Source organism: uncultured Ruminococcus sp. (assembly GCF_947301925.1).
Taxonomy (GTDB): domain Bacteria; phylum Bacillota; class Clostridia; order Oscillospirales; family Ruminococcaceae; genus Ruminococcus.
Window position 1 is genome coordinate 85170 of the sequence record NZ_CAMYUE010000001.1, and the last position, 13527, is coordinate 98696.

Consider the following 13527-nt stretch of genomic DNA (forward strand, 5'->3'; position numbering starts at 1 on the left):
ATTAGATTATGAAGCGAAAAATGATTGGAGCTGCGGCAGCGTATATGGCGGGATTGTTTTTCGCTTCGTTTTTTTCGGATATCCCGCTGCTGGTCATAACGGCTGTGATACTTGCTGCTGCGCTTGTAACTGTAAGGAGATACGGCTTTAAAGCGGCGGACTACGGGATAATGGCTGTATTCTTCACGGCAGCGGTTATGGCTTTCGGCATACATACTGCTGTGAGGTACAGACCTGCTGTAAAAATGGACGGCAGAACAGGGAGCTTCCGCGGAGAGGTCGCGGAGGTGAGCCGCTATGAGGGCGGTAATTCCTCTTATATCCTGAAAGGCAGGATAAACGGCCGTATCCCTGCAAAGGTGACGTTCTATACGGGAGAGTGTGAAGCGGATATCGGTGATGTCATCGATATAGGAAGCTGTTCATTCTCGGTTCCCTCAAAGGACTATCTTTTTGACGGAGAGAGCTATTACAGGTCGGACGGCGTTTTTCTGTCCATAGGAAAGGCTTCGGATATCACCGCCGTAAAATGTGAGGGCCACAGGCTGAAACGGGCTGTTGACAGCTACAGGGAGCAGATGATATTCGATTTCCGTTCTGCTCTGGGAGCTCACAGCGGCCAGCTGCTGGCAGGTATGGTATTCGGCGAGAAGCGCGGTCTGGACGAAAACATAAGGACCGCCGTATACCGCGTCGGCATAGGTCATATGCTGGCTGTATCGGGACTTCATGTGTCAGTGGCAGTTTTTGTGCTTATGCGGCTGCTGAAACGGCTGCGCGTCAATAAGTACGCAGCCTTCGTGCTGATGGAATGTCTGCTGCTGTTTCTGGTGACGCTGGCAAATTACCCTGTATCGGCTGTAAGAGCGGCTATAATGATGAACTTCGTCTATGCAGCAGGCCTGTTCAGGCGGCAGAACGATACCTTCAACGCTCTTGCGGGAGCCGTCCTGCTGATCTGCGTCATACAGCCCTATGTTATCTATGACGAGGGCTTTATATTGTCAGTTGCAGGTACTTTCGGCATAGGAGTTGCCGCGCCCTGTCTTACAAAGGATATGCCGAAGGAAAGCATTGCGCAGAAGGCTCTTGTGAGCCTTGCGACAATGCTGTGTACTACCGTATGCGTGTTCCCGTTCTCACTGCTTTTCTTTGACGAGACCTCGCTGATATCGCCTGTAACCAATGTGCTACTTGTGCCTCTCTGCTCAGTATCTATGGCGGCAGGACTTCTCTACGCCCTGACAGGCGGAGCAGTCGATGTGCTTTTCATTTCAGATGTCATAAACGGCTTTATTCTGAATATCGCTGACTCTGCCGCAAGGATAGGCGTTACTCATTTTTCCTGCGGCAGCAGGCCTGTCGTATACGGACTGCTGATATGCGCGGTGATAGTTGTTTTCTCCTTTGCTGTTTTCAGGAGCAGGAGATTTACCTGTATCATCACAGCGGCAGCTTTTGTATTCCTGTTTACGGGTGCGGGCATAGAGCGTACACAGAGGAATGACGGACTTATCATCGCTGTGCTGGGAAAGGGGAGCAATTCGGCTGTAGTTGTCAGCTGTCACGGCTCTGCTCATGTGGTGGATCTCAGCGGCAATTACCGTTCTGCGGCATATGTAAGGAAGTATCTTACCCGCAACGGTATTGAAAGAGTGGAGGATATCGTCCTGACAAACAGGATACAGTCCTCTTATGCCAGCTACAGCGGCGAGCTGGATCTTGTGGACACGGGGAAATGGCTTGCAGCCGACAGCGGCATACCCTATGAGTCGGCAGGAGCTATTGACTATACCGACGGAGAGCCTGTTGTCATCGGCGGTGAAGACTATACCATGACCATTGACGCCGGCGTTCTTACAGTTGAGGGCTGCGGCGGAAAGGTTGTATTTGAAAAGGGCAGCGCGGAGCAGACTGCGGGAGCTCTTAACGTAAGATACGGCAGGATATCCGATGACGAACGTGTATCAGACGATACCATCTATACGGATAAAGGAAACAATTTCGAGATATGGCTCTCCGAGTCGGGAAGCTTTGATATAAGGAGGCTGTAATGCCACAGACAGACCCTAAGACCATAAAGGCTCAGCTGAGAAAAGGCGAGCTGAAAAATCTTTATTATATCTACGGAAGAAATATCCCCGAGGTTGAAAAGCTGACAAAGCTGATAATCAGTGCTGCGGTGGGCGATAACGAGGATTTTGCCCTCAACAGGCTTGACGGACGGTATCTCGATACCTCGGAGCTGTATGACATGATGCAGATGATGCCCATGATGTCGGAGTACAACTGCATTGTGGTGAACGACTACAATTTTGAAAAGCCCCGCGAGAATATGGCAGGTCTCAAAGCCGATGACCTCAACAAGAAGCTGATGGAGGTGCTGAAGGAGATACCCTCCCAGACCGTGCTGATATTCAATGTTACGGGCTTTGAGATAGGTCTGAAGACCGATTACAAGACGGGCAAAAGCACTGTAAAGGACAAGAACAAGAAGCTTGCGGACTATGCCGCCAAGGTGGGCGAATCAGTGGAGTGTCCCGTCAAGACTGAAAATGAGCTTGCGAAGGATATTGCAGCCAGTGTTTCTGCAAGAGGCAGTCTCATATCCCTTGACAACGCCCGTGAGCTTGCGGAGATGTGCCAGTCCGACACCCTTACCATACGCAGCGAGATAGACAAGCTCTGCTCCTATGCGGGAAAGAATGAGATCACTGCCGATATACTGCACAATCTGGTGCACAGGCAGAGCGACGCCACATTTTTCAAGCTGGCTGATGCTGTGGCCGCTTTCAATAAGCGTATGGCATTTGACGCTCTTGACGAGCTCATGCAGGACAGGGAGAACCGCGGCGCAGTTCTTGCAAATATCACGGCTTCCTTCATAGATATGTACCGCGCGGCCTGTGCACGAAAAAAGGGAAAACAGGTTGCGGACGTCAAGGCGGATTTTGCCTATGTATGGGAGTTCAAGGTGAAGAATGCCTTCAGGGACAGCTCCAGAATGAGCATAAAGCGACTTAGAGAATGTATCAGCATACTCAGGGACGCGAACATCACTCTCAATTCGGGAGGCTGTGACGAAAAGGTCGTGCTTGAGCAGACCGTTACCAGAATGCTTATGACAAAGAATTAGCGGAGGAGAACATGATAAGGATAGATGAAGCCATAATCGTGGAAGGAAAATATGACAAGATAAAGCTCTCGTCAATAGTTGACGCTGTTATCATAATCACCAACGGCTTCGGTATATTCAAGGACAGGGAGAAGCTTGAACTTATCCGCTATTATGCAGAAAAAACAGGGATAATAATACTTACGGATTCCGACGCTGCAGGCCGCAGGATAAGAGGCTATATCAAAGGCGCTGTCGGCGGCGGAAGAGTGATAAACGTGTACATTCCCGATATTCTGGGAAAAGAAAAGCGCAAGACAAAGCCCTCCGCAGAGGGCAAGCTGGGAGTTGAGGGAATTGACCCGCAGATACTGCTGGAGGCATTTAAAAAGTCGGGCATAACCGCTTCTCAGGGCGGCAGCCGCTCTGATATAACAAGGCTCACTCTATATGAGCTGGGACTCAGCGGAGGACCTAACAGCAGCGCTCTCAGGGAAAGGCTCCAGGTACGTCTGGGGCTGCCGAGACAGCTGTCGGCAGGCTCTCTCATCGAGGTACTTTCAACAATGATGGACAGTGCGGAGCTTGCGCGTATCACAGAGGAGATAAAGGAGGAAAGCAATGATATATAGCAGCCTGCTGTTTATATACGGGTTCCTGCCCGTTTCCTTACTGCTGTATTATCTTACGCCGAAGAAGCTCCGCGAGATCATGCTGCTCATTCTGAGCATTGCTTTCTGCGGTCTGGTAAGCCTTTACTTCATGATTTTCATACTTTGGTTTACTGTTGTGAACTACCTGTTCACCCACCTTATCGGAAGGGCAAGGAAGAACGAGAAGCTTGCTGCTGTACCTCTTGCGGCAGGAATAATCATAGATCTTGTGGCCTTGCTGGCCTTCAGGACGGAGTATGTATTATGGCTCCGCAGGCTGATAAGAGCCCCCGAGAGCTTCTATCCCGTGGGTATATCCTTCTTTGCTCTGGGAGCCATAGGCACCCTGATAGATGTCTACAAGGGCAGGATAAAGGCTGACAGGTGCTTTACCCGCTACGGGCTTTACATAATGTTTTTCCCGAGACTTATTATGGGACCTCTCCTGCGGTACAGGGTATTCACCAATATCCTCGACAACCGCTGCGAGAGCCTTTCGGGAATGGGCGTGGGTATGTCCCTGTTCGTGAAGGGACTTGCCAAGAAGGTGATAGCGGCGGATACGCTTTATATGCTTTACACAGCCGCAGGAAACGAGCCCGTGGACGAGATGTCCGCTGTTACGGCGTGGCTTGGCGTGGTGGCCTTCATATTCTGCCTTTACTTTGAGCTGTCGGGACTTGCCGACATGGGCATGGGAACTGCCTACTGCTTCGGACTGAAGCTGCCTCAGAGCTTCAATTATCCGCTGCTCAGCACAAGGATAAAGTATTTTACTACCCGCTGGCAGTCACAGACAGTACAGTGGATCAGAAGATATATAACAAAGCCTCTTTACGGCGTATGCCCGAAGAAATGGATTCGGGAGACTGTTTTTGTTGCAGGCTGGGGAATTTTCGGCCTGTGGTACGTCTTTGATCTGAACGGTCTCATATGGGGTCTGCTCATGGGACTTGCCGCGCTCATCGAGAGCAGGCTTTCAAGGAACAAGGTCATGAACTTTACGGGTATCATCTATACCTTCCTTGTTGTTATCCTGTGCGGAGTGTTCCTTTCGGGAGACAGTCCCGCATATTCGGTCAGATACCTCTTTGCCATGATAGGCGGAAACGGAGTTATTGCCGACGCACAGGCCTTCTATCTGTTCAAGTCGTATATCGTGCTGCTGCTTGTGACTATGTACGCTTCTACGGATCTTTTCAGGAATCTTATGACAAGATCGGGCAGGAACAGGTTCAAGACCGCCGTAATGGTGGTATCGCCTGTACTGGTACTGGCGGTGCTGATTATCTGCACGGCGCTGATATCATACAGCGGAAGCTCGGAAATGCTTCTGATGAAGCTTTAGGGAGGTGGAGATACAGTGAAGATCGTAAGCAGGATCACGGCTGTGCTTACTCTTGCTTTTATAGCAGTATTCGCAGTCATGACATTTTTCGGCGATAAAAAGGATTTCTCCGCCGAGGAGAACCGCTGCCTTGCAGCTGTTCCAGAGCCTGACAAAGACGGGCTTTACGACGGCAGCACATCTGTTCAGCTTGGCAGCTATGTCACCGATCATTTCGCTTGCAGGAACAGCTGGCTGGCGGCAGGCAGCCTGATACAGACGCAGCTTTCCGAGAGCATAGTAAACGGTGTATATGTGACCGACGAAAGACTCATTGACACACGGAACAGCGGAGAAAGCATCGTGCCTGCTGCCGATGTGTTCAACAGCTTTGCCGAGGATAACGACGGCATGGTCTATATAGTTGCCGTTCCTACCTCGGCAGGCGTGTACGGAGACGTTCTGCCCCACCATATAGTTAGGCGCTCGGAGAGCCAGCAGATAAGCGAGTTCTATGACGCGCTGAACAGCGATATCCGCCGCATAGACGCATACAATATACTGAAAATGCTGAAGGATAACTATATTTACTACCGCAGCGATACTAAGTGGACGGTATACGGGGCATACTGTGTTTACAAGACGGTGATACAGAAGCTGGGTATGCTGCCCACGGCATATGATAAATTTACCATAGAGCACGTTACAAACAGCTTCCGCGGCGATCTGTACAACAGGACTCTGTCGGAAAAGCCAAAGGCTGATATCATGGATATATACGACAACCGTGACGGCACGGAGGTGGTATCCTGTACGGTGATCCACAGTGACGGCTCAACGGGCGAGGGTGTTGTATACGACAGGAGCAGGCTCGGTACGGGGGATATGTACTCCATGTATCTCGGCGAGTCGGTGCCCGTTATGAACATCAGGACCACAAACAACAGCAACAACAAGCTCCTTGTTGTAAAGGACAGCTTCGGGGACTGCTTCGTGCCGTTCCTCCTCCAGCATTACAGCGAGATCACGGTTGTATCTCCTGAGGATCTGGAAGGCAAGCTGTCTGATTACGTCAACGTTGGAGATTATCCCCAGACTCTTTTCCTTTTCGGGACAGACAGTCTGGAAAACAGAGAGATGCTCAGCAGGATAAAAGCATGAACATGAAAGGAATGATATAAATGAAGGCATTGGTCACAGGCGCTACTTCGGGTATTGGACAGAGTATCGCAAAAAAACTGGCAAAGAGAGGCTGGGAGCTCATTCTTACGGGACGCAACGAGGCAGCTCTCAGGGAGCTTCAGAGGACTCTCAGAACGGAAACGGAGATCATCACAGCCGATCTCTCAAAGCGTGAGGACGTATTCAGAGTATATGACTTCTGCAAGGGCAAGGAAGTGGATATGCTCGTCAACAATGCAGGCTACGGACTTTTCGGAAAATTTGAAGAGACAGATCTCGATGACGAGCTCAATATGATAAACGTCAATATAACCGCCCTCCATATCCTTACCAAGCTTTTCCTCAGAGACTTCAAGAAGCAGGATCACGGCACCATACTGAATGTGGCATCTGCCGCAGGCTTTATGTCGGGACCGCTCATGTCGTCATACTACGCTTCCAAGAACTATGTGCTGCGTCTTTCTCTTGCTATATATGAGGAGCTCCGCAGGGACAAGTCCAATGTGAGCATAACCGTGCTCTGTCCGGGTCCTGTGGACACCAATTTCAACAACCGTGCGGGAGTAAGCTTCTCGGTGAAGCCCATAACTGCTGACTATGCAGCCGAATATGCGCTGCATAAGGCGCTGACAGGCAAGTTCTTCGCTGTTCCGGGTCTTACCGTAAGACTGGGCACATGGGGAGCACGATTCCTGCCCCATAAGATGCTTTCGGCAATAGTATACAACATTCAGCAGGCCAAGACCACCGCTGACGGAAAGGAAAAGGCACTGAAAAAATGAGGGACATAAGCTACAGAGTAGCGCTGGGAGGAATAGTTTCCGCACTTTGTCTGGTGACTATGTTCCTTGCGGGAGTCATCCCCGCGCTTTATCTGCTGCTTCCCGGCATCGCAGGCATACTGCTGATGATAATTGCAGTTGAGGTGAATATACCATGGGCTTTTCTCACTTATCTTGCGGTGAGCCTGCTATCCATGATAATTACCTTCGACAAGGAAGCTGCACTGATATTCATAATGTTTTTCGGGCATTATCCCATAATCAGGTTCTATATACAGAAAATACCGCTGAGGCTCCTGAGACTTGTCATAAAGCTTGCGGTATTCAATATCTGTATCATAGGCTATTTCTATGTCACAGTATTTATATTCGGCCTTGACGAGATGCTGGAAGAGTTTGATGATCTGGGCAGGTACGGTGCCTATATCATGCTGGGAATATGCAACTTCATATTCCTGATATACGACCTTGATCTTGATTTCATGTACAAACTGTACCGTAAAAGGCTGATGCCCAAATTCAGGAAGAAGAGATAGACCGCACCGTTATGTGTTACGGAGCGGTCTTTTGTTTGTACTTGATTTATTAATAAATATGTGTTATAATGAAAAAGTAAATTTGTTTTTTGGAGTGATAACAATGAAGACTATAGCAATAATCGGAGCAATGCCTTCTGAACTGGCAGATATAAGAGAGATCCTCGGTGAGGCTGAGATCAGGCGTATCTCGGGCTTCGATTTCTACATCAATGAAAAAGACGGCAAGACTGTGATCAATGCCTGCTGCGGTATAGCCAAGGTAAATGCAGCGCTTTGTGCACAGGTAATGATAGACAATTTCCACCCTGACTGTATCATCAATACGGGTATTGCAGGCGGTATGAACAGTGCAGTAAAGGTCTGCGATATCGTTATATCAACAGAGGTACTGCCTCATGATCTTGATCTTCATTTCCTCAGGGATTATCCTCCCTACTGCGGTATCTTCAAGGCAGACAGTGCGCTTATGGATACTGCCGAGAAGGTATGCGGTGAATTTGGCGTAAGATCGTTCAGAGGCAGGATCGTTTCGGGTGAGGCGTTCATTTCCAGCAATGAGGTTAAGAACGCTATTCAGGAAAAGTTCGATCCCTATGCCGTTGATATGGAGAGCGCCGCAGTGGGACACTGCTGCTATCTCAATGAGCTTCCCTATGTCAGCGTAAGATGTATTTCCGATAATGCCGACGATGAGGGAGCTATGTCATTTGACGAATTTGAAAAAATTGCAGCCAAGCGCGTTGCGGAGATAGTCCTCCGAATGGCAGAGCTGCTTTGAAAGGAGTAATAAACCATGAAAAAAATCATATCAGTCATTTCATCTCTTGTACTTGCTGCGGGTATGACATCTGCTTTTGCAGTAAATGCAGCTGATGAATACAAGCCCACTTTTTACATAAAGGGCGAGGCGGGAACAGGAGTTGAGATACTCAAGTACGGTACAGTATACGTTAACAAGTCCGTTGCAGGAGAAGGCGCAAAGATCCCCGCTGCTGTATACTTCAAGGACGACGAGAAGATCGCAGGCCAGATCTTTGTAAAGTGGACCTGTGAGAACAAGGATCTCCAGCTCACCGACATTACAGGACCTTTCGCAAAGACAGGAAATGCTCCTTATAAGATATCGGGCGTTAGTTCGGATGCTGATCTTGTAAACTGCCTGAAGAATTTCACAGACCTCAATATAATGGCTGCGAACTACAGCGAAACCGACGCTACAAAGACTCTCCAGCTCACAGGAGATACGTCTGACGCATATCCGCTTGCCTGCTTCAGTGCGTCCTTCAAGGACAACGCACCCGGCGGAAGCTATGATATCGAGTTCTACGATAAAGGAGCTTACTTCACAAGCGTTATTCCGAGGTATCTCGACGATCCTACGAAGACTGTGGAGGTATATCCAGCAGAGTACAGCGAGGGACTTCGTATCAATGCTTCTGACAGGCTCCTCGGAGACGTAGACGGCGACGGCGATATTGACGCAGTAGACGCTTCAAAGATACTTTCGGCATATGCTGCTATCGCAACAGACCAGCCTTCGGGCTTTACTCCCGAGCAGGAGGCAGCTGCCGATGTTGACGGCAACAGAAGCATCGACTCTGTTGACGCCAGCGGAGTTCTTGCATACTATGCATTCGGTGCCACAAGCGATGAGAACAAGTCTCTCAATCAGTTTATAAAGGGCGAATAATTATAAAAAAAGCAGCCGCAAACGGCTGCTTTTTTATGTCCGGATACATGAAAAGCTCCCCGACATCTCATCGGGGAGCTTTGTTGTTATTACTTTGCAGAAAGACTGCTGAATGCGTTATCGACTACCTTCTTGTCGGGAGCCTTTGTGAATGCGCTCACTACAGGCACAATGATAAGTGAGATTATCATTGCAAATGCACCTGCATTAATGGGTGAGAGCAGGTTGAGTGGACAGTTAAGGTCGATGATCGACTGTTTAAGACCGTTGAAAGCCTCGATATTCATGCTGAAAAGAACCATGTGTGCAACGCTTATGCCCACACCTGTGAAGAAGCTTGCCCAGCAGGCTGCCTTTGAAGCCTTCTTCATGAACAGACCGTAAAGGAACGGGCCGAGGAATGCGCCCGAAAGAGCTCCCCATGAGTAGGACATGAGTGTGGAGATGGAAGCGTTCTTGTTGCAGGCGATGATTACGGAAATGATAAGGAATACCGCAATGAATATTCGCATGAATGTGATCTGCTTCTTGTCATCGAAATTCTTTACGCGGGGCTTGATAAGATCGTTTGTGAGTGTGGAGCTTGATGTGAGCACCAGTGACGAAAGAGTGGACAGTGAAGCTGAAAGCACCAGAACAACAACAAGTCCAATGAGCAGATTAGGCAGAGCCTGCTTTATAAGCGAGGGCACCATAGTGTCGTATACGGGCTTGCCGTTTACAGTATCAATAAAGGTCTTGCCTGAAGCATCTGAACCGTCAAGAGTACAGTAGAGTCTTACGAAGCCGCCCATGAAGTATGAGCCGCCTGCAACTACGATAGCGAAGAATGTGGAGATTACTGCGCCCTTTTTGATAGCCTGCTCGTCCTTGATAGCATAGAACTTCTGTACCATCTGAGGAAGTCCCCATGTACCGAGAGAGGTGAGTATAACAACTCCCAGGAGGTTGATGGGATCGGGTCCGAAGAGTGAGCCGAGAGTTCCTGTTTCTGTCTTGCTGTCGGAGATTGCGTTCAGTGCGTCGAGAGCAGCCGAGAGGCCGTCCTTTTTCTGTACTGTAAGAGCAACTACGGTACCGATACCGATGAGCATAATGATTCCCTGGAAGAAATCGTTGAGAGCTGTTGCCTTGTAGCCGCCCAGAGTAACATATATAGCCGAAAGAACAGCCATAGCGATTATGATGTACGTACCGCCGTTTTCACCAAGATCGAATACCATGCCGAACAGTCTGGAAAGACCGTTGTATACCGAAGCGGTATAGGGGATAAGGAAGATGAAAACGATAAGTGCGGATGCTGTTTTCAGCTTTTTTGAGTCAAATCTGTGCTCGAAGTATTCAGGCATAGTCTTTGCACCAATATGATTGGTCATAAGACGGGTACGCTTTCCTATGAGGAAAAATGGGATAAGGCTTCCGATTATGGCGTTGCCTATACCTACCCATGTTGCTGAAGCACCGTACATCCAGCCGAACTGACCTGCATAGCCGATGAAAACAACGGCTGAGAAATAAGTGGTTCCGTATGAGAACGCTGTGAGCCATGAGCCAACGTTTCTGCCGCCCAGCATGAAGTCCTCGGTGGACTTGGTCTTTCGGGACATATAGATTCCGATTCCGACCATGATAGCGACATAGATGGCAAGGATGACAAATGTTGCGGCTTGTGAGCCCATTGATATCAAGACCTTTCCTTTTTGATTTACAGTGTTGAATGATAAACCTGTAAAGCTTTAAATGAATAAAGTAATCAACTGACACTAATTATACTATATTACAACAATAATGTCAATAGAAATCTGTAAAAAACTGTAATAAAGCGATATAAAAAGTTTATGGAGGATATAGCAGATGTATAATGCCGTATGTAAAAAAGCAATTATCGACCGATAATAGCTGTGAAACAATAAAAAGCGCAATTATTGGTTAGTGAAGCGCGAAATAATGCTTATCTGCACAATAAATTACTTGAATTATTTGCTGTTTGGTGGTATTATTTGTGTATAAAGCCCAAACGGCTTTATGATAATGATATAAGGACAGGAGGAACAATTATGAACAAACTATTCAAACGTATAGCATCTGCTGCAATGGCTGTTTCTATGTGTATGCCTGGGGGAATTATTACATCGGTCTACGCAGATAACAGCGACGGTTTGCTTCTGCTGACAAATGCCGATATGGATGAGACAGGCAATGCCCGCGGACAAAGAGGAATGTATGATTATGAGATGTGGAACAGTTATCCTGACGATGACGCTGAGCTGGAAATGAGCATCGGCAACAGAGGCGCTTATAACTGTAAGTGGAGCAATGCAACGGATTGTATGTTTATGACAGGCCACAGGTATTGTGAAGAGGAAAACGAGTATCTCAACGAATCCGACATTTATATGTATTATCGTGCAGCAGTTGACTGTGACGGTTATTATACTGTAGGTGTTGACGGCTTTATGAATGATGCTTCCGTAGAGTTTCTTATCATTGACGACTGGGGTACCACGAGACCCTGCGGTACTCTTGAGCCTGTTAGCGAACTCGAGACCGAAACCGGCGTATATGACGTTTATAAAGAGAGAGTAAATTTTGCACTTTGCAGTCTTGGCGGTCTTCCTACATACATGGATCGCTACTGGAGCGTCCGCAGAGAAAAACTCTCGGAGGATTACAGCACTTTCCAGAACAAGATCTGCATTTCCGATCATATAGATGCCTGGAAGGAAGCAGGTCTGACCGTTCGTCAGATACAGCAGATCATGCTTAATGTGGAGCCATATGAGTCCAGCGGAAAGGCAAATGTTCTTGCAAACGATATTTACTACATCAGCAATACCGTTCCCGAGGAAGAACCCACTCCCTTTGGTGATCCCGTTGAGTTCCCCGATACACTCAATGATGTTACCTTCACTCAGAACGTTTGTGACGAGAGAGGCGGATATACTTTCGGTCTGTATAAGGATTTAACCTCTGAAGAGGGCGATATAAGACTGGATGTTCTTGACGGAGGAAAGTTCAGCTGTCAGTGGACAGATACCAAATACAGCCGTTTCTACAGAGGTATCGAGTACTGTAACTCTGAGAATATCACAAGATCGGTGGTAAGGAACTATAACGGTGAGGAGCTTACTATCGACTATGCCGCTGATATCGACAGCGACGGTTCATTTATTGTTGGCAGCTACGGTTGGCTCAATCATGGCACTGTAGAGTATTATATAGTTGACGGCTGGAAGAACTGGCAGATAGCTCCCGAATGTGAGCATCTCGGTACGGTAAGCATCGACGACGGTATATACGAGCTTTACAAGAAGCCCTTCAACGGCTTCTACACCGAGATCTGGAGCGTCCGCCGCAATAACCTGCTTTCCGCAGATGGCAGCATCGAAGGAAATATCGATGTTACAAAGCATCTGTATGCATGGGTAAAGTACGGACTTGACATTGTCGATCCCGATTCAGTATTCTTCTGCATCAGCGGCCTCAACGGAACAAGCGGTTCTGCAGCTGTTACAAAGAATATCGTAAGCATAGACGGTGAAGATATTGCCATATCCGCAGGCATTGTTCCTGAGGAGACTACCGAGCCTACAACAGCCTCGGAGGAGGATCTCTATATCCCCGGCGATCTCAACTACGATCTCTCCGTTGATTCATTCGATCTTATAATCGCCCGTAAGGAGCTTATTAAGGCGATAAACGGCGAAAATACAATTGCCGAAGCAGATATAGACTGCAGCGGCGCTACAAAGATAAACGATCTTGTTCTTATCACAAGGATCGTACTTGGTGACGAGGTATCTGTTCCCAAGACAAGACCCCAGCGTGTTAGCTGATACTTAAAAGTCCCCGTGCGCAGACTGCATGGGGGCTGTGCTTTTTTTTGCGGACAGACGCAAAAAAGGAGCATACATTGTATGCTCCTTTTTTCAGTGCCGCTGACCGGACTTGAACCGGTACGGTATTGCTACCGAGGGATTTTAAGTCCCTTGTGTCTGCCAATTTCACCACAGCGGCGTATAAAAGACGGTATATCATCATGAAATACCGTCCCGTATGGTCGAGGTGACAGGATTTGAACCTGCGGCCCCTACGTCCCGAACGTAGTACTCTACCAAACTGAGCCACACCTCGACAGCATTAATATTATACTACAAACGGGGAGTTATGTCAAGGGTAAATATTTTTTATGCTATTATTTTTATTTTTTTACAATACAAAATGAGCAGCCCGAAGGCT

11 protein-coding genes and 2 tRNA genes are annotated in these 13527 nt (G+C 48.1%); 10 read left to right on the forward strand and 3 right to left on the reverse strand.

Annotated features, from left to right (window positions below):
• The first annotated feature begins 8 nt into the window (after window positions 1-8).
• The 9 genes from Q0Y65_RS00375 (at window position 9) to Q0Y65_RS00415 (ending at window position 9288) form a co-directional block, all read left to right on the forward strand.
• Window positions 9-2054 carry a ComEC/Rec2 family competence protein gene (locus Q0Y65_RS00375; RefSeq protein WP_297955391.1) on the forward strand — a complete coding sequence of 682 codons (2046 nt, stop codon included), beginning with the start codon at window positions 9-11 and terminating at the stop codon, window positions 2052-2054.
• Entirely contained in the window at window positions 2054-3136 is a 1083-nt protein-coding gene (gene holA / locus Q0Y65_RS00380; protein ID WP_297955394.1) for a DNA polymerase III subunit delta, read from the forward strand. Before Q0Y65_RS00375 ends, holA begins: the two co-directional genes overlap by 1 nt.
• Before the next feature lie 11 nt (window positions 3137-3147).
• Window positions 3148-3747 (forward strand): toprim domain-containing protein, encoded by a 600-nt coding sequence (locus Q0Y65_RS00385; protein ID WP_297955396.1) that lies wholly within the window; start codon window positions 3148-3150, stop codon window positions 3745-3747.
• Window positions 3737-5116: a hypothetical protein gene (locus Q0Y65_RS00390; RefSeq protein ID WP_297955399.1), complete on the forward strand. Its 1380-nt coding sequence runs from the start codon at window positions 3737-3739 to the stop codon at window positions 5114-5116. Before Q0Y65_RS00385 ends, Q0Y65_RS00390 begins: the two co-directional genes overlap by 11 nt.
• Before the next feature lie 15 nt (window positions 5117-5131).
• Complete coding sequence (locus Q0Y65_RS00395; RefSeq protein ID WP_297955402.1) at window positions 5132-6256, forward strand: DHHW family protein; 1125 nt, start codon at window positions 5132-5134, stop codon at window positions 6254-6256.
• Window positions 6257-6276: 20 nt separating this feature from the next.
• Window positions 6277-7059: an SDR family oxidoreductase gene (locus tag Q0Y65_RS00400; protein ID WP_297955404.1), complete on the forward strand. Its 783-nt coding sequence runs from the start codon at window positions 6277-6279 to the stop codon at window positions 7057-7059.
• A complete protein-coding gene (locus Q0Y65_RS00405) occupies window positions 7056-7595 on the forward strand; it encodes a hypothetical protein (RefSeq protein ID WP_297955407.1) in 540 nt (179 codons plus the stop codon). The genes Q0Y65_RS00400 and Q0Y65_RS00405 overlap by 4 nt, the downstream gene beginning before the upstream one ends.
• A gap of 103 nt (window positions 7596-7698) precedes the next feature.
• The gene (locus Q0Y65_RS00410) at window positions 7699-8376 is read left to right on the forward strand and encodes a 5'-methylthioadenosine/adenosylhomocysteine nucleosidase (protein ID WP_297955410.1); all 678 of its coding nucleotides are present in this window, start codon (window positions 7699-7701) and stop codon (window positions 8374-8376) included.
• 15 nt (window positions 8377-8391) lie between these two features.
• Window positions 8392-9288 carry a dockerin type I domain-containing protein gene (locus tag Q0Y65_RS00415; protein ID WP_297955413.1) on the forward strand — a complete coding sequence of 299 codons (897 nt, stop codon included), beginning with the start codon at window positions 8392-8394 and terminating at the stop codon, window positions 9286-9288.
• An 89-nt stretch (window positions 9289-9377) separates the two neighbouring features.
• Here Q0Y65_RS00415 and Q0Y65_RS00420 read toward each other — a convergent pair whose 3' ends face one another.
• The gene (locus Q0Y65_RS00420; RefSeq protein WP_297955416.1) at window positions 9378-10967 is read right to left on the reverse strand and encodes a sodium:solute symporter; all 1590 of its coding nucleotides are present in this window, start codon (window positions 10965-10967) and stop codon (window positions 9378-9380) included.
• A gap of 378 nt (window positions 10968-11345) precedes the next feature.
• On the opposite strand from Q0Y65_RS00420, the gene Q0Y65_RS00425 reads away from it, so the two are divergent.
• Window positions 11346-13124 carry a glycoside hydrolase family 11 protein gene (locus Q0Y65_RS00425; RefSeq protein ID WP_297955419.1) on the forward strand — a complete coding sequence of 593 codons (1779 nt, stop codon included), beginning with the start codon at window positions 11346-11348 and terminating at the stop codon, window positions 13122-13124.
• Between the two features lie 97 nt (window positions 13125-13221).
• On the opposite strand, the gene Q0Y65_RS00430 is transcribed toward Q0Y65_RS00425, so the two are convergent.
• Together Q0Y65_RS00430 and Q0Y65_RS00435 are read right to left on the reverse strand one after the other, a co-directional pair.
• Window positions 13222-13305 (reverse strand) — tRNA-Leu (locus tag Q0Y65_RS00430).
• A gap of 40 nt (window positions 13306-13345) precedes the next feature.
• Window positions 13346-13422: transfer RNA gene (locus Q0Y65_RS00435), tRNA-Pro, on the reverse strand.
• Window positions 13423-13527 lie beyond the last annotated feature (105 nt).